The sequence below is a fragment of the Burkholderia sp. LAS2 genome, from assembly GCF_018417615.1.
In the GTDB taxonomy this organism is placed as follows: Bacteria; Pseudomonadota; Gammaproteobacteria; order Burkholderiales; family Burkholderiaceae; genus Burkholderia; species Burkholderia sola.
Map to the genome: position 1 here is coordinate 1,349,498 of NZ_CP071053.1, position 25,767 is coordinate 1,375,264.

A 25,767-nucleotide genomic window follows, 5' to 3' on the forward strand; every position below is an offset into this window, starting at 1 on the left:
AGGTCGTTCGAGACGCCGCGCACGGGGCAACCCGCTGCGCGGCGTCGCGCGTTTACCGGCCCCCGCCGGCGAGCTGGTTGCCTTCCGGCATCGGGCGATACGGGCCTTGGGCGAGTTCGAGCCCTTGCGGATACGAGGTCGCCTTGCGCAGGTACGCGAGCGTGCCGTCCTTGCGCGCCTGCTCGACTTCCGCGCTGACTTCGGCGCGCGTACGCGGGCCGTTGTGTTGCGAGTACCACGACGTGTTGGCGTAGTCGCCGGCATGCGGGGTGCCCGAGTCGGCAAAGGCCGGTGCGGACACGGCAAGTGTGAGAGCGAGGGCCGAGAGAAGATGGCGGCGGTTCATGGCGTAACTCCTAGAGATGTCGGAGCTGGCGCCCGAGCGCTGACTCCGGTCCCGCCAGGCGGGATCTGTTCGATGCGCAACGAGGTGCGCGACAGGGTTTACTCTAGGTGTCCGTTCCGTCGCGATAAATGCGGCAGACGCGAATTGAATTGTCGCTGTACAGGAACAATTGGAATCCGCACACGCAGTGAGGACATGCGCGCAGCCTTGCCCGGCGGCGCCGACAGCGAGATACGGCAGGTCCGCCGGAACGCGCCGCGACGATCGGCGCGTGTTCAGCAACAGTCCATTGCGTACGGTGTCAGGATGCCGCGGCGCGCGCCGTTCATCGCGCATCGTGTCGACGGGAACGGCCGGCTGCGGTACGCGATGATGGGACGGCGAATCAGATCGCTTCGAGCCGGTAGCCCAGCGTATAGACCGCGCTGAGGCGCACGCCGTTCGACGGCTGCAGCGCGAGCTTCATCCGCAGCCGGTAGATATGCGTGTCGAGGCTGCGCGACACGCCAGCCATGTCGCGGCCCCAGAGCGAGCGAATCAGCGCGTCGCGCGGCATGATCCGCCCGGGATTGCGAAACAGCAGCACGGCGAGATCGAATTCCCGCGGCGTCAGCTTGACCGGCGCGCCATGCAGCAGCACGGTTCGCGTTCGCGTGTCGATCAGATAGCTGCCGAGCCTGAGCGTGTCGTGCCGGCCGGCGCCGCCGTGATACGCGCGCCTGAGCAGCGCGTTGGCGCGCGCCAGCAGCTCGAACTGATTGATCGGCTTGACCATGTAGTCGTCGGCGCCCGCGTTGATCGCGGAGAAGACTTCATCGTCGCGCGCGCGTTGTGTCAGGAACAGGATCGGCAGACGGCCCCCAATGCGCTCGCGTGTCCATTGGAGCACTTCGAATCCGGACATGCCGGGCACCCGCCAGTCGAGAATCAGTAGATCGACCACCGAACTCTCCAGATGGCGAATCGCCTGATTTCCGTTGCTGACTGCATGCACGCGATAGCCTGCCGTTTCCAGTGTCGACGTGATCAACTCCACATAGGCGGGATCGTCCTCGAGATAGAGAACGTTCATGTTACGTACTCCTTCGATGTTGATCGTAACGATCGGGCCGTGTCGAGCGTCCGGGCGGGAAAGGGAGATCCGGCTCACGCACGCGACGATCGACAGCACGTAATTTGCCGCGATATTCGTCTCGATGCGTCGGAAAAATTGTCAACGATTTTGAACGTGTGGAATTCGTTAAGTTAGTGCTATTGATCATTTTTCGGTTTATGGAAGGCGCGAGGTTTGGTCTCTTTGTTGACAAAGGTTGTCAATGTCCGTGAATGGCTCGATTACGCTTGGTCGTGCCGGTAGCAGGCCGGCGCACGACAGGAATGAGCGATCCAGGGGGCACGCATGTTGATTTACAAGTCGTTTGTGGAAAAGAAGGCGCTGCTCGAGGCCCAGCTGGAGCGGGAGCGTCTTGCCATTGCAGCGACGGTATTGACCGAAGTGCGACGTTGCATCGAAGAGTTCGGTTTCACGCCGCAGGAGATTTTTTCGGACAACGGCGGTACGCCCGGAAGAAAGCGTCGCGCGAAATACTTCAATCCGGAGACCGGACAGACGTGGTCCGGCGTCGGCCGTGAACCGGCATGGATACGCGGTCAGGATCGAAGCCGGTTCGCGATCGATGCGCCGCCTGTCGATTCGAATCAACCTGAGTACTCCTGATCTCGTATGAACGATGAATCGGCATGTGGGTTCCGGCGGTGCGGTAACGCTGATGTTTCCCCGTGCGTCCCGCCCGCCTCGCAGGCCGGTCACCGACAGCGCGATCGCCGGTCGGTGGGTTGACTTGCTATGGCCCGATTACCATCATGAATGGGACCGGTTTCCAATACAAATATATTACATCCGTAGTGTGACATTTCGTGGAACTGACCAAGGTCCTGCCGGCAAGCGGGCGGGATACGGGTCGGTAGCGAGGGGAAATGCGTATGAACAATGGAACGGCCGGTCGGCATCGACGGGGGCTGGCACCCGCACCCGTCTGCGTGGGTATCGGCGTGACGCACGACACGCTAGAGATGTGCATTTCGTCGATGAGCGTGATTTTCGGTTACCGGAACGAGACGTTCGGCATCGAGTCGCTGGCCGATGGGATCGTCGCGTGGGCGCCGGCGCTCATCGTGCTGGAGTCGGCCGGCGGGGCCGAGCATGAAGTGGCGTGTGCGCTTCAGGCGCTGCGATTGCCGCTCGCCATCGTCAAGCCGCAACAGGCGCGGGACTGGCTCCCGGATTCGGCGACGCTACCGCTCGACGGAAAAGGGGCGCGGGCAAGCCTGCTGGCGGCGCTCGCCGATGCGCTGAACCGGCATCCGTCGGGCGGGCGCCTCGTCGAGCCGCTGTCCGATCCGCAACTGGGGCACGTGCAGGCGCTGGTTCAGCGCCGACGTCAACTGGCGCGCATGCAGATCGCGGAATATCAACTGCTGACGTTGTGTCACGGGAGCGTGCGCAACGGCATCGTGCAGACGATCGCGTTCCTGAAACACCAGATCGCGGTGGTCGATCGCCATTGCGCGCGGCATGTGAACACGCAGCGCGACGCGTTCGCGCGGTTGCTGGCGCACGAGGTGCGACCCGGCCGCGTCGCGCGTCACGTGCAGGTGGGCGCGTTCATCCGCAACTGGCGGGCGAAGTGACGCGGCGGTGCGCCGCGTTCAGGCAACCCACTCGTTGATGACCGGCGTATCGAGCACCGGCGCGCGTTCGGCTTCCTCGAACGTCCGCTTGCTGCACGTCGCGTCGAGGCTGCCCTTGCCGCTCAGCAGCGGGCAGCGGTCGAACACTTCGGCAATCCAGTCGACGAACACGCGCACCTTCGGCGACAGATGGCGGCTGTGCGGATACACGACCGAGATCGGCATCGGCAGCGGCTTGACGCCGGGCAGCACTTCCTTGAGCCGGCCTTCGCGCAGGTGCGGCAGCACCATGAACAGCGGCGGCTGGATCAGCCCGAAGCCCTCGATTCCGCACGTCACGTACGCGTCGGCGTCGTTCACCGACACGATGCCCTCCATCTTCATCTCGACTTCCTTGCCGTCGATCAGGAACGTCCAGTCGATCGTGCGGCCCGTGCGGCTCGAGAAGTAGTTGACGGCCTTGTGCTGGCTGAGGTCGTCGATCGTCTGCGGCTCGCCGTGGTGCTCGAGATAGTCGGGCGACGCGACCGTCACGCATTCGAACAGGCCGACGCGGCGCGCAACGAGCGACGAGTCCTGCAGCGCGCCGACGCGGATCACGCAGTCGACGCCTTCCTGCAGCAGGTCGACCGGCCGGTCGGACAGGCCGAGTTGCAGGTCGATGTCCGGATAGCGCGTATGGAATTCGCACAGCGACGGAATCACGAGCAGCCGCCCGATCGAGCCCGGCATGTCGATACGCAACTTTCCGTGCGGCTTCCGGTTGTTGGCCTGGAAGCTTGCTTCGGTTTCCTCGACGTCCGCGAGGATTCGCACGCATCGTTCGTAGTACGCGGCGCCGTCCGGCGTGAGCGACAGCCGGCGCGTGGTCCGGTGCATCAGCCGCACGCCGAGGAAGGCTTCGAGATTCTGGATGATCGTCGTGACGGACGCCCGCGGCAAGCCGAGCGTTTCTGCTGCCTTGGTGAAGCTGCTTGTATCGACGACGCGAGTAAACACCTGCATGGCCTGAAGCCGGTCCATCACAACCTCCGCAATTTAATTTGCCGCCGGAACAAGAAGGCTGCGCTACCTCGTGGGTAAACGCAGCCTCGGATTGTTCGGGGGCGTTGAATTGTGTTGCCGGATTATAGGCATTTATCCCAATGTCTGCCGGACTCAGAATTCGTTCCATCTCGAAATGGACGCTGCATCGTCATGGACGCTTCTGAATTCAGCAAATTCCTGAAAGCCGCACTGCCCGCTCAAGCCATAGCGGGCGCGGCGCTGACGGTTGCCGAAGTGGAAATTCCCGGCTACGCGCAGGACATCGTGCTGCGCCTCTACCGCCGTCCGGACAAGACCGGGCTGCCGGTAGTGCTTTATTTTCACGGCGGCGGCTTCGTCCGCGGTTCGCTCGAAGACGCGGATTTCGCCGCGCGCTTTTTAGCAGAACGCTTACCAGCTCTCGTAGTGTCGGTCGATTATTCGCTCGCGCCGGCCTTTCCTTTTCCGGCCGCGCCGGAGGATGCGTATCGCGCCGCCGTGTGGGCCGCGACGCGCGCCCGCGCGTTCGGCGGCAACCCGAAAAAGATCGGCGTGGCCGGGCACGACGCGGGCGGCCAGCTCGCGAACTGCCTGGCCTTCATCGCCCGCGACCGCGGCGAAGTGTCGATCGCTGCGCAGGCGCTGTTCGGGCCGATGCTCGATCCGAGCATGACGCGCATCGGCGACGCCGAGCGCCTCGCGTCCGACATCACCGCGCGCGAATGCGCGGCCTGTTATCGCGCATATCTGCCGCAGGCGGCGCAGCGCATGCACCCGTACGCGGCGCCGATCGAGTCGGTGCGCCTCGCGGGGCTGCCGCCGACGCTCGTCGTCACCGCGCAGAACGACGTGCTGCACGTCGAGGCGGAGAAATATGCGGGCTGCCTGATCTCGTCGGGCGTGCTCACGCAGGTGATCCGCTATCCGGACATCACGCACGCCGCGCTCGCCACGCACGAAGCCGCATTCGAGGAAGCCGTGCGCTTCTTTCAGTGCCGCTTCCAGGCGCGCCAGCCGAACCGTTCCGAATAACCAGAACCAATCCACGCTTACCGGAGATCCACATGGCCATCCTACGCACCTCCCGCTCCCGAATCGCGACCGCGGCGATCGTCACGCTCGCCGTCGTCGGCCTCGGCACGTTCGGCGCGATGCGCGTGAACGCGAACGCCCCCGAGAAAGCGGCGGCGCCGCTGCCCGAAGTCGACGTCGCGACCGTCGTGCCGCAGACCGTCACCGACTGGCAAAGCTATTCGGGCCGCCTCGAGGCGGTCGAGAAAGTCGACGTGCGCCCGCAGGTGTCGGGCACGATCGTCGCGGTGAACTTCAAGGACGGCGCGCTCGTGAAGAAGGGCGACGTGCTGTTCGTGATCGACCCGCGCCCGTACCAGGCGGAAGTCGACCGCGCGGCCGCGCAACTCGCGGCCGCGCAGGCGCGCAACGGCTATGCGCAGACCGACTGGCAGCGCGCGCAGCGGCTGATCGGCGACAACGCGATCGCGAAGCGCGACTACGACGAGAAGCAGAACGCGGCGCGCGAAGCGAACGCGAACCTGAAGGCCGCCGAAGCCGCGCTGGAAACGGCGCGCATCAACCTCGGCTATACGCGCATCACGGCGCCGGTATCGGGCCGCGTGTCGCGCGCGGAAATCACGCTCGGCAACGTCGTATCGGCCGGCGCATCGGCCGCGCCGCTGACGACGCTGGTGTCGGTGTCGCCGATCTACGCGTCGTTCGACGCGGACGAGCAGACCTATCTGCAATACATCAACGGCGCGCGCAGCGGCCGCAAGGTGCCGGTCGAGCTCGGCCTCGCGAACGAAACCGGCTACTCGCGCAGCGGCGAGATCGATTCGGTCGACAACCGGCTCGACACGTCGTCCGGCACGATCCGCGTGCGCGCACGCTTCGACAACGCGGACGGCACGCTCGTCCCGGGCCTCTACGCACGCGTGAAGGTGGGCGGCAGCGCGCCGCACGAGGCGCTGCTCGTCGACGACGCGGCGATCAACACCGACCAGGACAAGAAGTTCGTGTTCGTCGTCGATCAGCAGGGCCGCGTGTCGTACCGCGAAGTGCAGCCGGGGATGCAGCACGGCAACCGGCGCGTGATCGTGAGCGGCCTTGCCGCCGGCGATCGCGTGGTCGTGAACGGCACGCAGCGCGTGCGCCCCGGCGCGCAGGTGAAGCCGCACATGGTCCCGATGACGGGCGGCGACGAGCCGTCCGCGCCGCTCGCGGATAACGCGAAGCCGGCCGCACCGGCGAAGGCGGATTCGTAAGCGGCGCGCCGCTTCGCATCCGCGTTCAACCAGACAGAGCAACCCATGAACATTTCCAAATTCTTTATCGACCGGCCGATCTTCGCAGGAGTCCTATCAGTGATCATCCTGCTCGGCGGGGTGATCGCGATGTTCCTGCTGCCGATTTCGGAATATCCGGAAGTCGTGCCGCCTTCCGTGATCGTGAAGGCGCAGTACCCGGGCGCGAACCCGAAAGTGATCGCCGAGACGGTCGCGTCGCCGCTGGAAGAACAGATCAACGGCGTCGAGGACATGCTCTACATGCAGTCGCAGGCGAACAGCGACGGCAACATGACGATCACCGTCACGTTCAAGCTCGGCACCGATCCGGACAAGGCCACGCAGCTCGTGCAGAACCGCGTGAACCAGGCGCTGCCGCGTTTGCCGGAAGACGTGCAGCGGCTCGGCATCACGACGGTGAAGAGCTCGCCGACGCTGACGATGGTGGTCCACCTGATCTCGCCGGACAACCGCTACGACATGACCTACCTGCGCAACTACGCGCTGATCAACGTGAAGGATCGCCTGTCGCGGATCCAGGGCGTCGGCCAGGTGCAGCTGTGGGGTTCGGGCGACTACGCGATGCGCGTGTGGCTCGATCCGCAGAAGGTCGCGCAGCGCGGGCTGTCGGCCGAGGACGTCGTGCAGTCGATCCGCGAGCAGAACGTGCAGGTCGCGGCCGGCGTGATCGGCGCATCGCCGTCGCTGCCCGGCACGCCGCTGCAGCTGTCGGTGAACGCGCGCGGCCGTCTGCAGACGGAAGACGAATTCGGCGACATCGTCGTGAAGACGACGCCGGACGGCGGCGTCACGCACCTGCGCGACATCGCGCGGATCGAGCTCGACGCATCCGAATACGGGCTGCGCTCGCTGCTCGACAACAAGCCGGCCGTCGCGATGGCGATCAACCAGTCGCCGGGCGCGAACTCGCTGCAGATCTCGGACGAAGTACGCAAGACGATGGCCGAGCTGAAGCAGGACATGCCGGCGGGCGTCGACTACAAGATCGTCTATGACCCGACGCAGTTCGTGCGCTCGTCGATCAAAGCCGTCGTGCACACGCTGCTCGAAGCGATCGCGCTGGTCGTGATCGTCGTGATCGTGTTCCTGCAGACCTGGCGCGCGTCGCTGATTCCGCTGATCGCGGTGCCGGTGTCGATCATCGGCACGTTCTCGCTGCTGCTTGCGTTCGGGTATTCGATCAACGCGTTGTCGCTGTTCGGGATGGTGCTCGCGATCGGGATCGTGGTCGACGATGCGATCGTCGTCGTCGAGAACGTCGAGCGCAACATCGAAGGCGGGATGAACGCGCGGCAGGCGACCTACAAGGCGATGCAGGAAGTGAGCGGGCCGATCATCGCGATCGCGCTGACGCTCGTCGCCGTGTTCGTGCCGCTCGCGTTCATGTCGGGCCTGACCGGCCAGTTCTACAAGCAGTTCGCGATGACTATCGCGATCTCGACGGTGATCTCGGCGTTCAACTCGCTGACGCTGTCGCCGGCGCTGTCCGCGATCCTGCTGAAGGGGCACGGCGACAAGGAGGACTGGCTCACGCGCGTGATGAACCGCGTGCTCGGCGGCTTCTTCCGCGGCTTCAACAAGGTGTTCCATCGCGGCGCGGAGAACTACGGCCGCGGCGTGCGCGGCGTGCTGTCGCGCAAGACGCTGATGCTCGGCGTGTACCTCGTGCTGGTGGGCGCGACCGTGCTCGTGTCGAAGGTCGTGCCGGGCGGCTTCGTGCCCGCGCAGGACAAGGAATACCTGATCGCGTTCGCGCAGCTGCCGAACGGTGCATCGCTCGACCGCACCGAGAAGGTGATCCGCGACATGGGCTCGATCGCGCTGAAGCAGCCGGGCGTCGAGAGCGCGGTCGCGTTCCCGGGGTTGTCGGTGAACGGCTTCACGAACAGCTCGAGCGCGGGCATCGTGTTCGTCACGCTGAAGCCGTTCTCGGAACGGCACGGCAAGGCGCTGTCGGCCGGCGCGATCGCCGGGGCGCTGAACCAGAAGTACAGCGCGATGAAGGATTCGTTCGTCGCGGTGTTCCCGCCGCCGCCGGTGCTCGGCCTCGGTACGCTCGGCGGGTTCAAGATGCAGATCGAGGATCGCGGCGCGGTCGGTTACGCGAAGCTGTCGGATGCGACCAACGACTTCATCAAGCGCGCGCAGCAGGCGCCCGAACTCGGCCCGCTGTTCACGAGCTACCAGATCAACGTGCCGCAGCTCAACGTCGATCTCGACCGCGTGAAGGCGAAGCAGCTCGGCGTGCCGGTGACCGACGTGTTCAACACGATGCAGGTGTATCTCGGTTCGCTGTACGTGAACGACTTCAACCGCTTCGGTCGCGTGTACCAGGTGCGTGTGCAGGCCGATGCGCCGTTCCGCCAGCGCGCGGACGACATCCTGCAACTGAAGACGCGCAACGACAAGGGCGAGATGGTGCCGCTGTCGTCGCTCGTCACGGTGACGCCGACGTTCGGCCCGGAAATGGTCGTGCGCTACAACGGCTACACGGCGGCCGACATCAACGGCGGCCCGGCGCCCGGCTTCTCGTCGGGGCAGGCACAGGCCGCGGTCGAGCGCATCGCGCACGAGACGCTGCCGCGCGGCGTGCGGTTCGAATGGACCGACCTCACGTACCAGCAGATCCTCGCGGGCGATTCGGCGATGTATGTGTTCCCGATCAGCGTGCTGCTCGTGTTCCTCGTGCTCGCCGCGCTGTATGAAAGCCTGACGCTGCCGCTCGCGGTGATCCTGATCGTGCCGATGAGCATTCTGTCGGCGCTGACGGGCGTGTGGCTCACGCAGGGCGACAACAACATCTTCACGCAGATCGGCCTGATGGTGCTGGTGGGGCTGTCCGCGAAGAACGCGATCCTGATCGTCGAATTCGCGCGCGAGCTCGAACACGACGGCAGGACGCCGCTCGAGGCCGCGATCGAGGCGAGCCGGCTGCGGCTGCGCCCGATCCTGATGACGTCGATCGCCTTCATCATGGGCGTGGTGCCGCTCGTCACGTCGACCGGCGCCGGTTCGGAAATGCGCCATGCGATGGGTGTCGCGGTGTTCTTCGGGATGCTCGGCGTGACGCTGTTCGGGCTGATGCTGACGCCGGTGTTCTACGTCGTGCTGCGTACGCTCGCGGGCGGCAAGATCCACGTCGCCGGCAAGGATTCGACGGGGTACGGCGTGCCGGCGCCCGATGCTTGAGGACCAGAAAATGAATAACTTGCACAACACGAACGGCCTGATGCGCTTCGCGAAGGTGGCGGCCGCGAGCACCCTGCTCGCGACGCTGCTCGCCGCGTGCGCGGTGGGCCCCGACTACAAGCGTCCGGACGCGGCGGCGCCGGCCGCGTTCAAGGAAGCGCCGACCCTCGCCGCGGGCGAGCAGGCCGGCACGTGGAAGACGGCCGAGCCGTCGGACAACGAACATCGCGGCGAATGGTGGAAGGTGTTCGGCGACCCGGTGCTCGATTCGCTCGAGACGCAGGCGCTCGCCGCGAACCAGAACCTGAAGGCCGCGGCCGCGCGGGTCGAGGAAGCGCGTGCGGCGACCCGTTCCGCGCGCTCGCAATGGTTCCCGCAGATCGGCGCCGGGTTCGGGCCGACGCGCGAAGGGCTGTCGTCGGCGTCGCAGTTCCAGCCGCAGGGCACCGGCCCGACCAACGCGACGCTGTGGCGCGCGCAGGGCACGGTGTCGTACGAAGCCGACCTGTTCGGCCGCGTCGGCCGCAACGTCGAGGCGTCGCGCGCCGACCAGGCGCAGAGCGAAGCACTGTTCCGCTCGGTGCAGCTCGCGCTGCAGGCCGACGTCGCGCAGAACTACTTCGAACTGCGCCAGCTCGATTCCGATCAGGATCTGTACCGCCGCACGGTGGAGTTGCGCGAGCAGGCGCTGAAGCTCGTGCAGCGTCGCTTCAACGAAGGCGACATCAGCGAGCTCGACGTGTCGCGCGCGAAGAACGAGTTGGCGAGTGCGCAGGCCGATGCGGTCGGCGTCGCGCGTCGGCGTGCCGCGTCCGAGCATGCGCTGGCCATTCTGCTCGGCAAGGCGCCGGCGGATTTCGCGTTCAAGGAAACGCCGATCGTGCCGGTCGCGGTGAAGATTCCGCCGGGCCTGCCGTCCGCGCTGCTCGAACGGCGTCCGGACGTGTCGGCGGCCGAGCGCGCGATGGCGGCCGCGAACGCGCGGATCGGGCTCGCGAAGTCGGCGTACTTCCCGAAGCTCGATATCACCGGGGCGTTCGGGTATGAAGCATCGACGCTCGGCAACCTGTTCCTGTGGTCGAGCCGCACGTTCCTGCTCGGGCCGTTCGCCGGCACCGCGCTGACGTTGCCGCTGTTCGACGGCGGACGGCGGGCTGCCGGTGTGCAGCAGGCGCGCGCGCAGTACGACGAGCAGGTCGCGAACTACCGGCAGCAGGTGCTCGTCGCGTTCCGCGAGGTCGAGGACAATCTTGCGGACCTGCGTCTGCTCGATGATCAGATCCGCGCGCAGGATGCGGCCGTCAACGCGTCGCGTCGGGCGGCGACGTTGTCGCGTACGCAGTATCAGGAAGGCGAAGTGGCCTATCTCGACGTGATCGACAGCGAGCGGTCGGTGCTGCAGTCGCAATTGCAGGCGAACCAGCTGACCGGCGCGCAGGCCGTATCGACGGTCAACCTGATCCGGGCGCTGGGCGGCGGGTGGGGGCCGGCGCCGGCGCCGGCTGCGGTTGGCGACGCGGCGACCGGCAAGGCGGAGGTGGCTGCGCGCTGAGCGTGAGCGGCGGGCGATTCGGGCAATTCGTTGCCCGGCCGTCGGCCGCGAATCGAAGAACCCCGGCATGCAGGCTCAGGCCTGCGTGACCGGGGTTTTTTCATGGTGCGTCGAGCTGATATCGCAACTAACGGTCAAACTCGCCCGGCACCGGCGGGCGGAGCGTGCGGCCGTGTCCCGCCGCACGCCCGATCAAGCTAGGTGGCCTTCAGCCCGCAGCGCCCGCACCAGTCCGCCGGCCGCCTTGCCGAGCCCCGAGTGCTTCGGCCGGCGCAGATACACGGGCAGCGGCAGCCCGTTGCGGATGTTCGCGAACACGAGCGGCGCGAGCTCGCCGGCGGCGACATGCCGGCCGATCAGCGATTCGGGAAAATTCGCCCAGCCATGCCCGGCCTTCACGAGCGCGATCGCGGTCGCCATGTCGGTCACCTTCCACGTGCGGTTGCCGATCACCGGGCGCACGTCGGTGAGCGGTCGCCCGGGATCGGCGATCACGATCTGCCGGAACCCCGACAGTCGCTCGATTGCCTCCGGATGCGCGGCTTCGGCAATCGCCGGATGATCGGGCGCGGCGACCGCGATCAGCGTCTCGGTCCACAGCGCGTGGATCTGTTCCTGCGGATGAAGATCGAGCCCGCCGTACGCGACGCAGAGATCGACGGCGCCGCGATGCAGGGCGTCGACGATCGCGTCCTGCGGCGCGGTGACGATGCTGATCGCGAGCGCCGGATACTTCGCGGCCGCGGACGTCAGCGCGCGCGCAACGGGCGCGCCGTCGAGCTCGGCCGCGAGACCGAGCCGCAGCGTGTCCTCGACGCCTTCCGACAGATGCTGCGCATGCGCGCGCAGCGCTTGCAGCCGTTCGGCGATCGAGCGCGCGTCGGGCAGCAGCGCGGCCATCGCGGCGGTCGGCGTCGGCTCGCGCGTGCCGCGATCGAACAGCACGAGGTCGAGTTCGGCCTCGAGGTTCGCGATCGCCATGCTGACCGCCGACGGCGTGCGGCCGAGCGCACGCGCGGCCGCCGAGAACGAGCCTTTGTCGATGACGGTCAGCAGCATGTCGATGTGATCGCTGGTCAGCATGGTCGGCCGCCTCCTGTCAGAAAAATTGAAACGACCTGACTTTTGCGGACGCAGTGCCCGCTGTAGTCTCGCCACCTGGTTCGAAACGAAGGTGGTCGGTCATGCAAGGATGGAAGAGACGCATAGTTTACGTCGTGATGTTCGAGGTGCTCGGCATCCTCGTCGCGTCGTCGGTGCTCGGCATGCTGAGCGGCGCGAGCGCGGCGACGAGCGGGCTGCTCGGCGTGATGATCTCGACGACGGGCGTCACCGTCAATTTTCTGTACAACCTCGGGTTCGAGGCGTGGGAGCGGCGGCGTGCGGAAACGACGCGCACCGTCGGGCGGCGTGTCGTGCATGCGATCGGGTTCCAGGTCGCGCTCGTGACGTTCCTGATTCCGCTGATCGCGTGGTGGCTCGACGTGTCGTTATGGCAGGCGTTCCTGTACGACGCGGTGCTGATCGTGTTCTTCCCGATCTTCACGTTCGCGTACAACTGGGCGTTCGACAGCGTGTTCGGGTTACCAGATGCGGTGACGCGCAAGGCAGCGTCGGGTGCGTGATGCAGACGGATGCGGAACGAGGCGGACTGCCCGCGTCGTTTCGCTTCTGCAAGAGAGAGGAAGACGGGGCGGCGCGCATGCCGCCCGTTCGCGTTACGCGGCGACGAACTCGTGCACGTAACGGTTGAACACCGCGGGGCTCGCCGCATTCATCCCGTGCGATGCGCCGGCAACCGTCTGCCGTTGCGCATGGCCGATCCACTGCGACAACGTGTCGACGTTGTGGCGGAACATTTTCGGGCTGCGCTGGCCGTCGATCAGCAGCGTGCGGCATGCGATATCGCCGGCCGTGTGCTGCGAATACGCGGGCAGCGGGTCGCGCAGCTGCTTCGGCAGCGTGCTCGCGTTGTCGATGGCCATCGTACGAAAGCGCGACGTGCTCTTCTTCCATGCACCGGGCAGGCTCACGGAATCGACGAACATCTCGAGGCCGGCTTCGACTTCGCCTTGATCGATCAGGTTCACGGCCTTCGTGCGCAGTGCGATCGCGGTGGCCGGCATCGCGGCTTCGTGCACGCCCGGCTGCTGGAGCGGGCCGCCCGGATCGGCGAGCGTCAGCGATTCGACGAGGTGCGGATGCTGGCGCGCAACGTTGAACGCGACGCTGCCGCCGCGCGAATGGCCGACCAGATGCACGGGGCCGAGATCGAGCGCGTCGATGAATTCGGCGAGTTCGTCGACGTGGTTCTGCCAGCCGAACTCGTCCTGGATGCCCGCTTCGACGGCCGGCCAGTAGTGGCTCAGGCTCGGCGCGATGCAGCGGTAATGGGCCGACAGCGCCGCGAGTTGCGGATCCCAGTAGCGGTAGTCGCACAGCGAGCCGTGCACGAATACCATCGGCGCACCGCCGCCCCGCTCGACATACGGCAGGCTGATGCCTGACGAAAGCGTCGCAAATTGCAGGTCGGGGTTCGCGAGCACGGACGGCTCGATTCGCATGTTCATGACTGAAAGACTCAAGGGTGCGTCAACACGACGCAACTATGCATCACGGCGACCTGCAAGGAAAACGCATAATTTTCATCGTCACGATCAATTTTATTGATGACTGCGCCGGAAACCCCTGTCGCAGCGTGGTCATGCATCGAAACCTTCAATCATCTGACGATTGATTGCTGCACCGAAAGGGGCGTGCGGCCGCCTGCGCGCACGCGCCTTTGCATTGAGAAAGGGAGGGTGGCGCGTCAGCGCACCGTCAACGCCGGCACGCGCTGAAGCTCGACCGGCAAATCATTATCGGCCGCGAACTGCATCGCGAACTCGAACGCATCCGCACACACGGCGCGCAATTCGTCGGACACGAACAGGCATTTGACGCCTCCATCGACGACCGGCATCGCGAGCCGCGACAGCGCGCACGGATAGCCGGGCCGCCGTTCGCCGACGAACAGCGTGATGACGCCCGCGAGCCGCTCGGGCCAGTCGCTCGGGCGGAAGGTTTTCTGCGCGCGCGTGACGCCGCGGATCAGGTGGCCGGCGATGCGGCCGTGCTCGGTGATGTCGATGCGATCCATGCTGTTGTGCGTGTCCTCGTGCGCGTCATTCGCCGCCGTCGGCCGCCGCGTCGCCGCGCGCGGGAATCCGCAGGTTGCGCAGCTTGTGATAGAGCGTTTTCTTCGGCATGCCGAGCGCCTCGCTCGCGTCCGCGACGTTGCCGTTGTGACGCCGCAGCATGTCCTCGATCAGCATCCGCTCGAAATACGCGAGCTGCTCCGCGAGCGTGCTGCCGGCCGTCGGCGTGCCGCCGGACGACAGCAGGCTGTCGCCGGTCAGCCCGAGCACGAAGCGGTCGGCCACGTTCTGCAGCTCGCGCACGTTGCCGGGCCACGCGTGCGTCATCAGTTCGGACACCTGCGCGGCGGTGACGACCGGCGCCGGCTGCCCGAAGCGCCGCGCGGCCGCGAGCACGAAATGCTCGAACAGCAGCGGCACGTCCTCGCGCCGTTCGCGCAGCGGCGGCAGCTCGATCTGCGCGACGTTGAGGCGATACAGCAAGTCCGCACGGAAACGCCCGTCGGCCGCGAGTTCGGCGAGATCGGCCTTCGACGCGGCCACCACGCGGCAGTCGACCGGAATCAGGTCGTTCGCGCCGAGCCGCTCGACCACGCGCTCCTGCAGCACGCGCAGCATCTTGATCTGCAGCGCGATCGGCATCGTCTCGATCTCGTCGAGGAACAGCGTGCCGCCATCGGCCCATTCGATCTTGCCGATGCGCTTCTTGATCGCGCCGGTAAACGCGCCGGCCTCGTGGCCGAACAGCTCGCTCTCGAACACCTGCTCGGGCAGGCCGCCGCAATTCAGCGCGACGAAGTGCGCGTCGCGCCGGCCGCCGAAGTCGTGCAGGCTGCGCGCGATCAGCTCCTTGCCGGTGCCCGTCTCGCCGGTGATCAGCACCGACACCGACGTATCGGCGAGGCGCAGGATCTTCTTGCGCACGTCGGCCATCGCGGGCGACTTGCCGAGCACGAACGCCTCGATGCCCTGCCAGTTGTTCAACGCGGCGCGCAAGCCTTGGACCTCGAGCGTCAGCCGGCGCTTCTCGATTGCGCGCGCGACGCGGCCGGCGATCACGTCCGACGAAAACGGTTTCTCGATGAAGTCGTACGCGCCGACCTGCATCGCGCCGACGGCCGTCGAGATGTCCGCATGGCCGCTGATCAGCACGACCGGAATCTGGGCATCGATGGCCATCACGCGGTCGAGCAGCTGCAGCCCGTCGATGCCCGGCATTCGCACGTCCGACACGATCACCACCGGCGCGCCGGGCGCGACGTGCGCGAGCGCGTCGGCGGCCGACGCGAACGCGTCGACCGGGAACCCGGCGAGCGCGACGGCCTGCTCGACGCCGATCCGGACGTTCTCGTCGTCCTCGACGACCAGCACGCGAATCTCATCTTCCATGCTCTGTCCTTTGTTGCGGCGTCGCCGCCGCGAATTCGATGGTGAACTGCGCGCCGCCTTCGTCGCGGTTCGTCGCGGCGATCTTCGCGCCGAACGCCTCGACGATGCGCGACGTGATCGCGAGGCCCAGCCCGAGGCCCTGGCCGCGCGGTTTGGTCGTGACGAATGGCTCGAACAGGTGCGGCAGCACGTCGGGCGCGATGCCGGCGCCGCTGTCGGCCACCGTGAAGCGCACGCGGCCATCCTCGTCCGGGCCGGCCGCGTCGATGACGATGCGGCGCACCGGCGCGTCGTGCACCGCGTCGAGCGCGTTGCCGAGCAGGTTCACGATCACCTGCTGCAACTGGCTCGATTCGGCCGAGACCGTCGTGCCGGGCGCGATGTTCACGTCGAGCCGCACGCCTTCGTCGCGAATCCGCGCATCGTAGATGAGCCGCGCATGCGCGACGGCCTCGTTCAGCGACACCGCGACGCGCTCGACGTCGGGCTTGCGCGCGAAGGTCTTCAGTTCGCCGGTGAGCACGGCCATGCCGTCGACCAGCTTGCCGACCCGTTCGAGATTCGCGAGCGCCGGCGCCGGCTGGCCGCGTTCGAAGAATGTGCGCGCGTTGTCGCAGAGCGTGCGGATCGCGACGAGCGGCTGGTTCAGCTCGTGCGTGAGGCCGGCGGCCATCTGCCCGAGCACCGCGAGCTTGCCCGCGTGCACGACTTCCTGCTGCGAATCGCGTAGCCGCTGCTCGGTGCGCTCGCGTTCGTCGATCTCGCGCTGCATCCGCTCGTTCGCGGCCGTCAGCGCGGCCGTGCGCTGCGCGACGGTCAGTTCGAGCCGGTCGTTCGCGCGACGCAGCGCGTCCTGCGCGCTCAGCCGCGCGAGGATCGCCCGGCGGCGCTGGATCGCATAGCCGACCAGCAGCGCGACGATCAGGAACGCGCCGGTGACGAACACGAAAGCCGTCTGCTGCTGGCGCCGCGCGCCCGCGATGTCGAGCAGCACCATCAACGAATCGCCGCCCTGCGGCGCGGGGCGCGACATCACGAGATAGCGCGTGGTGCGGCCGGCGTGGCGCGGATCGGGGAAGGTGCCGAACCACGCGGCCGAGCTGCGGTCGCCGATGCGGCGATAGGGCAGCGCGTCGACGGTGCGGCCCGCGTACTGGCGCGACGCCTGGATGTCGCGCTGCTGCTGCGCGGTGATCGGGCGCAGCGCGGCGAATTTCCACGCGGGCTCGGTCGAGATCACGACCACGCCGTTGCTGTCGACGACCAGCGCGGCGACGCCCGGCGCACGCCACGCCGATTCGAGCGGGTCGACGCTGATCTTCACGGCGGCCACGCCGATCGGCGCGCCGTCGCTGCGCACCGCGCTCGCGAAGTAGACGCCCGGCACGCCGGTGTTGGTGCCGATGCCGAAGAAGCGGCCGCTGCCGCGCGCGAGCGCGTCCTTGAAGTACGGCCGGTACGACACGTTGGTGCCGACGAAGCTGATCGTCTCGTTCCAGTTGCTCGCGGCGATCACGTCGCCTTGCAGATCGATCACGTCGACCGCGCCGCTGCCCGCGTCGCGATTCACGGCTTCGAGGTAGGTGTTCACCGCATGCACGAGCGCGGGTGCGTCGTTCGGCGCGGCTTTCAGCATCGCGCGCACGCCGTCCTGCCGCGCGACCAGGCCGGGCAGGATCTCGAAGCGGCCGAGCTCGCTTTTCAGGCTCGACGCGTACAGGTCGAGCCGGTGCGCGCCGGCTTCCTCGAGCGCGTCGATCGCGCGTTCCCATGCGAAATCGACGGCCGCGCCGGCCACGCCGACGTACAGCACCGCGGCCGATGCCCAGCCCCACCACGGGATTCCCTTGAAGCTTTTCTGCACGTTCGCCCTCATCGAAGCCGCCACCGGCCGTCCGCCACCGGCCGTCCGCTACCGGCCGTCCCAATCGCCCGCCCGGAACGACGCGCGCCGCGCGCCGGCTCAAGGCCGGCGGCGGCGCGTGCGAGGCAGCCGGCGCGACGGTGCGCGCGGCCGCGCGTTATCCGAAGTGCGCGACCAGGATCAGCGTCACCGTGACGACGATCGCGCCGCCGATGCGGGTGGCGATCTGCGCGAACGGCATCAACTGCATCCGGTTCGCGGCGGTCAGGATCGCGACGTCGCCGGTGCCGCCTTGCCCGCTGTGGCAGGCGTTCACGATTGCGGTGTCGATAGGGTACATCTTCAGCAGGCGGCCGACCACGAAACCGGTGCCCATCAGCGTCGCGACGGTCGACACGATCGTGACCACGTTGACGATCGTGAACGCGGCGGTCAGCTTGTCCCACGGCGTCATCGCGACGCCGATCGCGAACAGCAGCGGATACGTGACGGCGGTCGAGAAGAACTTGTAGACGACGAACGCGCCTTCCTGCAGCGGCGGCGACACCGCGCGCGCGAGCTTCACCAGCACCGCGAGGAACAGCATCGCGACCGGCGCGGGCAGGCCGAACAGCTTGTGCGCCATCAGGCCGACGAGGTACAGCGTGATCGCGGTGATGCCGGCGCCCGCGATGTGCGTGACGTCGACGTGGCCGCGGATCTCTTCGCTTTGCGGCGCCATGTCGCCGCTTTCGCCGACTTGCAGGCGGCCGTTGCCGGTCAGATGCGGCAGGCGCTTGCCGAGCATGTCGAGCGCACCCGACAGGATGATCGCGGTCAGGCTGCCGAGCATCACCGGCGGCAGCACCATCGCGAACATCTCGCCCTGCGGCAGGTGCATCAGTTCCGAATAGCCGATCGACAGCGGAATCGCGCCTTCGCCGACGCCGCCCGCCATGATCGGCACGACGATGTACAGCAGCGTGTGGCGCGCGCCGAGGCCGAGCGCGGTGCCGACCGCCGTGCCGACGATCGCGGCCGCGACCGAGCCGGCCGCGAGCGGAATGAAGATCTTCACGAAGCCCTGGATCAGCACGCGGCGATCCATGCTCAGGATGCTGCCGACGATGATCGACGCGATGAACAGGTACAGGAAGTTGGTCGATTTCGTGAATTCGACCGTCAGGTTCAGCACCGGCTTCGGCAGCACGTGGTAGTACGTGAGCGCCGACGGCACGAAGGTCGCGAAGATCGCGGCCGCGCCGATGTTGCGCAAGAGCGGCAGGCGCTTGCCGAGTTCCGCGCAGGTGAAGCCGAAGAACGCGAGCACGGCGATCGCCATCGAGATTTCGCCGGGCACCTTGCCCGTCACCGCGAAGCCGACGATCAGCCCGAACAGGATCACGTAGACCGGTAGCGGAATGATGCCGATGCGAATCTCCATCAGCTTCCACCAGCCTTCCGGCCAGAAGCGTTCGCGCGTGGCGGGACCGGCTGCCGCAATCGGCTCGGGATGGGACGGGGTATGGATAGAGGTCTGCAAGACGTGTCTCCTGATGTTTGGAATGCCTGCATTGCTTCGCGGCATCGTGTGCCGTCTATTACGCAACCCCCATGCCAGAATTCCGAAGCGCCGGAATATTTTTAGTCCATTGATTCATAAGGGATTTATTTCGTCTGCGGAAAGAGTTTTCCGTAAGGGCTGGCCGAGATTTCGGAATTCCCGCGGCGGCGAGGCCGAGATTTCGGCCTGACGGCGGCCCGGGCGCCCGGCCCTGCCAGCCGCCCGCCGTACCGCCCGCCATATCGCCGCGCGCGATTTTCTTCGCACAATCGCTTCGTAGACCGCTTTCCCGCCGCTCTCTATCATCGGCTGATCTTTTTCCGACGTGACGACGACTGTCCGGAGAACGCCCGCGCGTTCGCCGCGGCTTCGCTCATCCGTCGATACCGTCTTTGGACAGGAGAGTGGTTCCCATGCTGCATCCCGTGTTTTCCGCCCGCTTTTCCGCCGGCCGTGTGGCCCGCCTGGCCCGCCTGCTGACGGCCGCGCTGCTCGGCGTCGTGCTGCTGAACGGCGCGCGCGCCGACACCGCGCCGCTGAAGGTCGGCATCTCGACCAGCCCGCAGATCGAGGCGCTGAAGATCGCCGCGAAGGAGGCGAAGGAGCAGGGCCTCGACGTGAAGATCGTCGAATTCACCGACTGGAATACGCCGAACGCGGCGCTCGCGAACAAGGACATCGACGTCAACTACTTCCAGCACATCCCGTTTCTCGAGAACGCGAAGAAGCAGGGCGGCTACAACTTCATCTCGATCGCGCCCGGCACGATCATGAAGATCGGCCTCTATTCGAAGAAGGTGAAAAGCTTTGCCGAGCTGAAGGATGGCGCGCGCGTCGCGATCGCGAACGATCCGGTCAACGGCGGGCGCGGGCTGTTGCTGCTGCAGCGCGCGGGGCTCATCACGCTGAAGCCGGGCGCCGACTACCGCGCGACGACGCACGACATCGTCGCCAATCCGAAGCACCTGAAGATCATCCCGCTCGAAGCGTCGCAACTCGCGCGTTCGCTCGACGACGTCGACCTCGCGCAGGGCTACCCGAGCTTCATCAAGCTCGCCGGCACGACCGACCCGAACAGCGCGCTGCTGTTCGACGGCACCGAGAACAAGAACTTCGCGATCCAGTGGGTCGTGCGGCCCGAGAGCGCGAACGATCCGCGCATCCGCAAGTTCATCTCGATCTACCAGCACTCGCCGGCGGTGCGCAAAGCGCTCGACAACGCGTTCGGCTCGCTGTACGCGATCGCGTGGTGACGGAGGCGGCATGACGACGGCGAACCGCAAGAAGATCCTGCTCAACGCGTTCAACATGAACTGCGTCGGGCACATCAACCACGGGCTGTGGACGCATCCGCGCGACCGCTCCGCGCATTACACCGATCTCGACTACTGGGCCGATCTCGCGAAGACGCTCGAACGCGGCAAGTTCGACGGGATCTTTCTCGCGGACATCGTCGGCGTGTACGACGTGTTCGGCGGCGGCCCCGACGCCGCGCTGCGCGAATCGGTGCAGGTGCCCGTCAACGATCCGCTGCTGCTCGTGCCCGCGATGGCGCAGGTCACGCGGCATCTCGGCTTCGGCGTGACCGCGAACCTGACCTACGAGCCGCCGTACCTGTTCGCGCGCCGCATGTCGACGCTCGATCATCTGACGAAAGGGCGCGTGGGCTGGAACATCGTCACCGGCTACCTCGACAGCGCCGCGCGCGGGATGGGCCTCGCGCAGCAGATCGGCCACGACGATCGCTACGAGCGCGCCGACGACTATATGGACGTCGTCTACAAGCTGTGGGAACAGAGCTGGGACGACGATGCGGTGATCCGCGACGCACAGGCGCGCGTGTTCGCGCAGCCGGGCAAGGTGCGGCGCGTGAAGCACGACGGGCCGTTCTATTCGATCGATGCGATCCATCTGAGCGAACCGTCGCTGCAACGCACGCCGGTGCTGTACCAGGCCGGCTCGTCCGCGCGCGGCGTCGAGTTCGCGGGCCGTCACGCGGAATGCGTGTTCGTGAACGGGCAGAGCAAGGCCGCGGCGCGCGCGGCGGCGCTCGACATCCGCGCGGCGGCCGCGCGGCAGGGGCGCGACCCGGCGTCGATCAAGATCTTCGCCGGCGTGAGCGTCGTGACGGCCGAGACCGAATTGCTCGCCCGCGAGAAGTTCGACGAGTACCGGCGCTACGCAAGCCCTGAAGCCGGCCTCGCGCATTTCGCGAGCTCGACCGGCATCGATTTCGCGAAGTACGGCCTCGACGAGCCGATCTCGTACGTGAAGACCGATTCGATCCAGTCGGCCGTCGATGCGATCTCGCGCAAGAGCACGACCGGCACGTGGACCGTGCGGCGGATGCTCGAACAGATGTCGCTCGGCGGCCGCTATGCGCCGATCGTCGGTTCGCCGTCGCAGGTCGCGGACGAACTGCAGGCGTGGATCGACGAGACCGGCATCGACGGCTTCAACCTGACGCGCACCGTGATGCCCGAGTCGTTCGAGGATTTCGTCGACTGGGTCGTGCCCGAGCTGCAGAACCGCGGCGTCTACAAGGAAGACTACGATCCCGCGTCGACGCTGCGCGAGAAGCTGTTCGGCGCCGGCCCGCGCCTGCCCGCCTGGCACACCGGCGCGCAGCACCGGCCGGCGGCCGCAGCCGAACCCGAACCCGCGCATCCCGCGCATGCCTGAACGTGACGGAGCGAAGCGATGACGCAATTGTTCGATACGCTGGGTTTCATCGAGGCATCGGCCGTGCGCGCCGGCGCGGGCGTCGGTGCGACCGCGCATGACGAAACGGCCGTGCCGGCCGACGGCGCGGCCGTGTCGCTGGAGCAGGTCGGCAAGGTGTTCGCGACGCCGCGCGGCCAGGCCGCCGCGCTGCGCGACGTGACGCTCGACGTGCGGCGCGGCGAGGTGTTCGGCATCATCGGCCGCAGCGGCGCCGGCAAGTCGACGCTGCTGCGCCTCCTGAACGGCCTCGAACGGCCGAGCTCGGGCCGCGTGCGCGTGCAGGGCGTCGACGTCGGCGCGCTCGACGAGGATGGCCTCGTCGCGTTGCGGCGCCGCACCGGCATGGTGTTCCAGCATTTCAACCTGCTGTCCGCGAAGACGGTGTTCGAGAACGTCGCGCTGCCGCTGAAGATCGCCGGCGTGCCGAAGGCCGAGCGCGTGCGCAAGGTCGACGCGCTGCTCGACCTCGTCGGGCTCGCCGCGAAGCGCGACGCGTACCCGGCGAGCCTGTCGGGCGGGCAGAAGCAGCGCGTCGGCATCGCGCGGGCGCTCGTGCACGATCCGGAGGTGCTGCTGTGCGACGAAGCGACGTCGGCGCTCGATCCGGAAACCACGCAATCGATCCTCGCGCTGCTCGCGGACATCAACCGTCGTCTCGGGCTGACGATCGTGCTGATCACGCACGAGATGGAGGTGATCCGCGCGGTATGCGACACGGTCGCGGTGATCGAACAGGGCGAAGTCGTCGAAACGGGCCCGGTGTGGCGCGTGTTCGGCGATCCGCGCCATGGCGCGACGCGCGCGCTGCTGAGCACGCTGCAGCACGACCTGCCGGCCGAACTGGCCGCGCGCGTGCGGCCGCTGCCCGAGCAGGCCGCGCTGCCCGACGGCGCGCAGATCGTGCTCGACGTCCGCTATACGGGCGAAAGCGGCGGCGAGCCGGACGTCGGCGCGCTCGCGGCGGCGCTCGGCGGCTCCGTGCGGTTCCTGCACGGCGGCATCGAAAGCATCCAGGGACACGCGCAGGGGCGGCTCGTGATCGCCGCGACACCGCGTGCGGATGACGCCGGCCCGTCGGCCGCGCGCGGCGGCGCGGTCGCCGCGCTGCTCGAACGTGCGCGCCGTCATGCGAATCATGCGGAGGTGCTCGGCTATGTTTGAGCTCTGGTGGCCCGAACTGCTCGACGCGATCCGCGACACGCTGTCGATGGTCGCCGCGTCGGCCGCGATCGCCGCGCTGATCGGCATCCCGCTCGCGGTGATCCTCGTGACCACCGCGCCCGGCGGCATCTACGCGCGGCGCGGCGCGAACGCGGTGCTCGGCGCGCTCGTCAACGTGTTCCGCTCGACGCCGTTCATCATCCTGCTGGTCGCGCTGCTGCCGTTCACGCGCATCCTGATCGGCACGACGATCGGCGTGTGGGCGGCCGTCGTGCCGCTGTCGATCGCCGCGATCCCGTTCTTCGCGCGGATCGCCGAAGTGAGCCTGCGCGAAGTCGATCGCGGGCTGATCGAGGCCGCGCTCGCGATGGGCGCGAAGCGCCGCCACATCGTGTGGTACGTGCTGCTGCCCGAAGCGCTGCCCGGCATGCTCGGCGGCTTCACGATCACCGTCGTCGCGCTGATCGGTTCGACCGCGATGGCGGGCGCCGTCGGTGCGGGCGGCCTTGGCGATCTCGCGATCCGCTACGGCTATCAACGTTTCGACACCACCGTCATGGCGACCGTGATCGTGATCCTGATCGCGCTCGTCTCGGCCGTGCAAATCACGGGCGACCGCCTGGTCCGACGCGTGACCCGGCGAACCTGAGCGACGCCACAAGCGTCCGCTCGCTTTATTCCTGATCCTGAGAGAAAAACCATGACCTTGCCCATCGGCGCGCCGCGCGAATGGAACGGACAATTCGAGGAAGCGCTGTTTCTGCAGGTGGCGCGACGCCATCGCCCGGACTTCCCCGACAAGGTGGCGACGCCGCCGCGCGAGCCGCGCAACGGCGACGAGCTGGCTGCCGTCGCGGACTACTACACGAAGATGGCGTCGCACGACCTGTTCATCGTGCAGGTCGTCGCGAAGGCGATCGACACGCTGTTCCGCGACGATCCGCATTTCCAGTTGATCTTGTCGCGCCAATTGGGCGACGACGGCGCGCACGCGGTGATTGGCCGTGAGCGCGTGACCGAACTCACGGGGCGCGACCCGCTGCCGGAAGTCGACCGCCTCGTCGCCGCGCACTGGGCGCGCATCGGCGATATCGCGGTGCGCGACGCCGCGGGCTTTCTCGCGTTCGAATGGCATTACGAGCTGCACATCCTCGCGAAGCTGTGGATCCAGCGCAAGACCGGCCGCATCGGCGACAGCGCGATGCGCGAGCACGGCGAGAACCGGATTCGCCCGGACGAGGAATGGCATCGCGTGCAGATCGTCCAGTGGTGGTTCGACACGCTGCAGGCGCTGCCGGTGGCCGAGCGCGACGCGCTGATCGATCGCGTGATCGCGGCCGACGAGGAAACCCAGGCGCGGCTCGACGGCTATCTGCACGACGAATACGCGCATACCGCACTGGTGTTCGGCGCGGATATCGCCGACTATCGTGCGATCTACGACGACTGGCGGCGCGAGATCCTGTCGCGGCTGACCGGCCGCCGGCTTGGCGCCCTCGTCCCGCTGTCGGGCGAAACCGTTGAACAGGAAGCTGTCGCATGAACGATCCACGCGGCCCGGCGACGCTGGCGCCGGATACCGATACACCGGCCGTCGACCGCGCCGCGCTGGCACGCGCGATCGATGCGCTGCGCGTGAGCGCCGCCGAGCGCGACCGCGCCGGCGGTCATGCGGCGCAGGAGAAGCAGTGGCTCGCCGACGCGGGCCTGCTGACGCTCGCGGTCCCGCGTGCGTTCGGCGGGCAGGAAGCGGCGTGGCCCGCGATCTACGACGTGATCCGGCAGGTCGCGCGGGTCGACAGCGCGCTCGCGCATCTGGTCGGCTTCCAGTGCCTGCAGGTCGTGAGCGTCGACGTGTGGGGCAGCGCCGCGCAGCGCGAGCGCTACCTGCGCGGCACGGTCGACGGGCGCTGGTGGTGGGGCAACGCGGTCAATCCGCTCGACACGCGGCTCGTCGCCACGGCGACGCCCGACGGCGGCTACCGGCTCGACGGCGTGAAGGGCTTCTGTTCCGGCACGCGCGGCTCGCAGCGGATGACGGTGTCCGCGCACGATCCGGCGATCGGCCGCACGGTGTTCGGCGTGGTGCCGACCGATCGGGCCGGCATCACGGTCAACGAAGACTGGGATCCGGTCGGCCAGCGTCAGACCGATAGCGGCAGCGTGCGCTTCGACGGCGTGACGCTCGCGCCGGACGACGTGCTGCACCGCTCGGAAGCGCCGCCGACGCCGCGCGCGACGCTGCGCACGCTCGTGTCGCAGCTCGTGCTGACGAACCTGTTCGTCGGCCTCGCGGAAGGCGCGCTGGCCGAGGCGCGCGACTACGTGCGGCAGCATGGCCGCCCCTGGATTCACTCGGGCGTCGAGCGGGCCGAGGACGATCCGTACACGCTGCAGCGCTTCGGCGACATGCGCGTGCGCGCGGTTGCCGCGGCGGCGCTGGCCGATCGCGCGGCCCACGCGTTGCAGCACGCGTGGGCGCGGCAGGATGCGCTGACGGCGGACGAACGCGCCGAAGTCGCGCTCGCGGTATCGGAAGCGAAGATCGTCGCGCAGCGCGCGGCGCTCGACAACGGCGAGGCGCTGTTCGACGCATGCGGCGCGCGCGCGACGGCTGCGTCGCTCGGCCTCGACCGCTTCTGGCGGAATGCGCGCACGCATACGCTGCACGATCCGCTCGACTACCGGCTGCGCGACGTGGGCCGGTTCGCGCTGACCGCGGCGTTGCCGCAGGCGTCGCTCTATACGTGAAGGCGGCCCGCCCCCTGCGCCGTGGCGCCGATGGCGGGCCGCCCGACGTCAGGAGCCGCGCCCTGACGCG

At 67.6% G+C, this 25,767-nt stretch carries 22 protein-coding genes; 13 read left to right on the forward strand and 9 right to left on the reverse strand.

The genetic code is table 11. The features are described from left to right. Nucleotides 1-52: 52 nt before the first annotated feature. Together JYG37_RS26510 and JYG37_RS26515 are read right to left on the reverse strand one after the other, a co-directional pair. On the reverse strand, nucleotides 53-346 hold the full coding sequence (locus JYG37_RS26510) for a DUF4148 domain-containing protein (protein ID WP_124595390.1): 294 nt from the start codon (nucleotides 344-346) through the stop codon (nucleotides 53-55). Nucleotides 347-731: 385 nt separating this feature from the next. Then, nucleotides 732-1,418 carry a response regulator transcription factor gene (locus JYG37_RS26515; protein WP_050017338.1) on the reverse strand — a complete coding sequence of 229 codons (687 nt, stop codon included), beginning with the start codon at nucleotides 1,416-1,418 and terminating at the stop codon, nucleotides 732-734. A 327-nt stretch (nucleotides 1,419-1,745) separates the two neighbouring features. Here JYG37_RS26515 and JYG37_RS26520 point away from each other — a divergent pair, with 327 nt between their 5' ends. Both JYG37_RS26520 and JYG37_RS26525 read left to right on the forward strand, forming a co-directional pair. Then, nucleotides 1,746-2,063 carry an H-NS histone family protein gene (locus JYG37_RS26520; protein ID WP_124631302.1) on the forward strand — a complete coding sequence of 106 codons (318 nt, stop codon included), beginning with the start codon at nucleotides 1,746-1,748 and terminating at the stop codon, nucleotides 2,061-2,063. Nucleotides 2,064-2,434: 371 nt separating this feature from the next. After that, complete coding sequence (locus JYG37_RS26525; RefSeq protein ID WP_124631301.1) at nucleotides 2,435-3,037, forward strand: hypothetical protein; 603 nt, start codon at nucleotides 2,435-2,437, stop codon at nucleotides 3,035-3,037. A gap of 18 nt (nucleotides 3,038-3,055) precedes the next feature. Here JYG37_RS26525 and ceoR read toward each other — a convergent pair whose 3' ends face one another. After that, nucleotides 3,056-4,060: a putative multidrug efflux transcriptional regulator CeoR gene (gene ceoR, locus JYG37_RS26530; RefSeq protein ID WP_089489807.1), complete on the reverse strand. Its 1,005-nt coding sequence runs from the start codon at nucleotides 4,058-4,060 to the stop codon at nucleotides 3,056-3,058. A gap of 174 nt (nucleotides 4,061-4,234) precedes the next feature. Here ceoR and JYG37_RS26535 point away from each other — a divergent pair, with 174 nt between their 5' ends. The 4 genes from JYG37_RS26535 to opcM are packed head-to-tail and all read left to right on the forward strand — an operon-like array spanning nucleotide 4,235 to nucleotide 11,128. Beyond that, on the forward strand, nucleotides 4,235-5,095 hold the full coding sequence (locus tag JYG37_RS26535; protein WP_050017334.1) for an alpha/beta hydrolase: 861 nt from the start codon (nucleotides 4,235-4,237) through the stop codon (nucleotides 5,093-5,095). Between the two features lie 32 nt (nucleotides 5,096-5,127). Next, nucleotides 5,128-6,345, forward strand: a complete 1,218-nt coding sequence (gene ceoA / locus JYG37_RS26540) for a multidrug efflux RND transporter periplasmic adaptor subunit CeoA (RefSeq protein WP_050017333.1) — start codon at nucleotides 5,128-5,130, stop codon at nucleotides 6,343-6,345. A 45-nt stretch (nucleotides 6,346-6,390) separates the two neighbouring features. Continuing rightward, the gene (gene ceoB, locus JYG37_RS26545; RefSeq protein WP_011546851.1) at nucleotides 6,391-9,576 is read left to right on the forward strand and encodes a multidrug efflux RND transporter permease subunit CeoB; all 3,186 of its coding nucleotides are present in this window, start codon (nucleotides 6,391-6,393) and stop codon (nucleotides 9,574-9,576) included. A gap of 10 nt (nucleotides 9,577-9,586) precedes the next feature. Next, entirely contained in the window at nucleotides 9,587-11,128 is a 1,542-nt protein-coding gene (gene opcM, locus JYG37_RS26550) for a multidrug efflux transporter outer membrane subunit OpcM (RefSeq protein WP_124555320.1), read from the forward strand. 192 nt (nucleotides 11,129-11,320) lie between these two features. On the opposite strand, the gene JYG37_RS26555 is transcribed toward opcM, so the two are convergent. After that, entirely contained in the window at nucleotides 11,321-12,211 is an 891-nt protein-coding gene (locus JYG37_RS26555) for a LysR family transcriptional regulator (protein WP_213346182.1), read from the reverse strand. A gap of 101 nt (nucleotides 12,212-12,312) precedes the next feature. Between JYG37_RS26555 and JYG37_RS26560 the strand changes: the two genes are divergently transcribed. Then, nucleotides 12,313-12,753, forward strand: a complete 441-nt coding sequence (locus JYG37_RS26560) for a PACE efflux transporter (RefSeq protein ID WP_176016262.1) — start codon at nucleotides 12,313-12,315, stop codon at nucleotides 12,751-12,753. A gap of 93 nt (nucleotides 12,754-12,846) precedes the next feature. On the opposite strand, the gene JYG37_RS26565 is transcribed toward JYG37_RS26560, so the two are convergent. The 5 genes from JYG37_RS26565 to JYG37_RS26585 form a co-directional block, all read right to left on the reverse strand. After that, entirely contained in the window at nucleotides 12,847-13,698 is an 852-nt protein-coding gene (locus JYG37_RS26565; protein ID WP_176016261.1) for an alpha/beta fold hydrolase, read from the reverse strand. 239 nt (nucleotides 13,699-13,937) lie between these two features. Continuing rightward, the gene (locus tag JYG37_RS26570) at nucleotides 13,938-14,267 is read right to left on the reverse strand and encodes a DUF3579 domain-containing protein (RefSeq protein ID WP_050017328.1); all 330 of its coding nucleotides are present in this window, start codon (nucleotides 14,265-14,267) and stop codon (nucleotides 13,938-13,940) included. A gap of 25 nt (nucleotides 14,268-14,292) precedes the next feature. Beyond that, nucleotides 14,293-15,654, reverse strand: a complete 1,362-nt coding sequence (locus tag JYG37_RS26575) for a sigma-54-dependent transcriptional regulator (RefSeq protein ID WP_050017327.1) — start codon at nucleotides 15,652-15,654, stop codon at nucleotides 14,293-14,295. Then, nucleotides 15,644-17,530, reverse strand: a complete 1,887-nt coding sequence (locus JYG37_RS26580) for a sensor histidine kinase (RefSeq protein ID WP_050017326.1) — start codon at nucleotides 17,528-17,530, stop codon at nucleotides 15,644-15,646. Before JYG37_RS26580 ends, JYG37_RS26575 begins: the two co-directional genes overlap by 11 nt. Nucleotides 17,531-17,675: 145 nt before the next feature. Further along, complete coding sequence (locus JYG37_RS26585; protein ID WP_050017325.1) at nucleotides 17,676-19,040, reverse strand: 2-hydroxycarboxylate transporter family protein; 1,365 nt, start codon at nucleotides 19,038-19,040, stop codon at nucleotides 17,676-17,678. Between the two features lie 434 nt (nucleotides 19,041-19,474). Between JYG37_RS26585 and JYG37_RS26590 the strand changes: the two genes are divergently transcribed. From JYG37_RS26590 to JYG37_RS26615, 6 genes are read left to right on the forward strand one after another with little or no spacing between them, the layout of a single operon-like run. Continuing rightward, the gene (locus JYG37_RS26590; protein ID WP_050017324.1) at nucleotides 19,475-20,314 is read left to right on the forward strand and encodes a MetQ/NlpA family ABC transporter substrate-binding protein; all 840 of its coding nucleotides are present in this window, start codon (nucleotides 19,475-19,477) and stop codon (nucleotides 20,312-20,314) included. 10 nt (nucleotides 20,315-20,324) lie between these two features. Then, nucleotides 20,325-21,743: an LLM class flavin-dependent oxidoreductase gene (locus JYG37_RS26595; protein WP_050017323.1), complete on the forward strand. Its 1,419-nt coding sequence runs from the start codon at nucleotides 20,325-20,327 to the stop codon at nucleotides 21,741-21,743. A gap of 18 nt (nucleotides 21,744-21,761) precedes the next feature. Continuing rightward, nucleotides 21,762-22,946, forward strand: a complete 1,185-nt coding sequence (locus JYG37_RS26600; RefSeq protein WP_050017322.1) for a methionine ABC transporter ATP-binding protein — start codon at nucleotides 21,762-21,764, stop codon at nucleotides 22,944-22,946. Beyond that, complete coding sequence (locus tag JYG37_RS26605) at nucleotides 22,939-23,595, forward strand: methionine ABC transporter permease (protein WP_124654716.1); 657 nt, start codon at nucleotides 22,939-22,941, stop codon at nucleotides 23,593-23,595. Before JYG37_RS26600 ends, JYG37_RS26605 begins: the two co-directional genes overlap by 8 nt. A gap of 51 nt (nucleotides 23,596-23,646) precedes the next feature. Then, nucleotides 23,647-24,489 (forward strand): hypothetical protein, encoded by an 843-nt coding sequence (locus JYG37_RS26610; RefSeq protein WP_124631293.1) that lies wholly within the window; start codon nucleotides 23,647-23,649, stop codon nucleotides 24,487-24,489. Beyond that, the gene (locus tag JYG37_RS26615; protein WP_213346183.1) at nucleotides 24,486-25,697 is read left to right on the forward strand and encodes an acyl-CoA dehydrogenase family protein; all 1,212 of its coding nucleotides are present in this window, start codon (nucleotides 24,486-24,488) and stop codon (nucleotides 25,695-25,697) included. The genes JYG37_RS26610 and JYG37_RS26615 overlap by 4 nt, the downstream gene beginning before the upstream one ends. The last annotated feature ends 70 nt before the right edge of the window (nucleotides 25,698-25,767 follow it).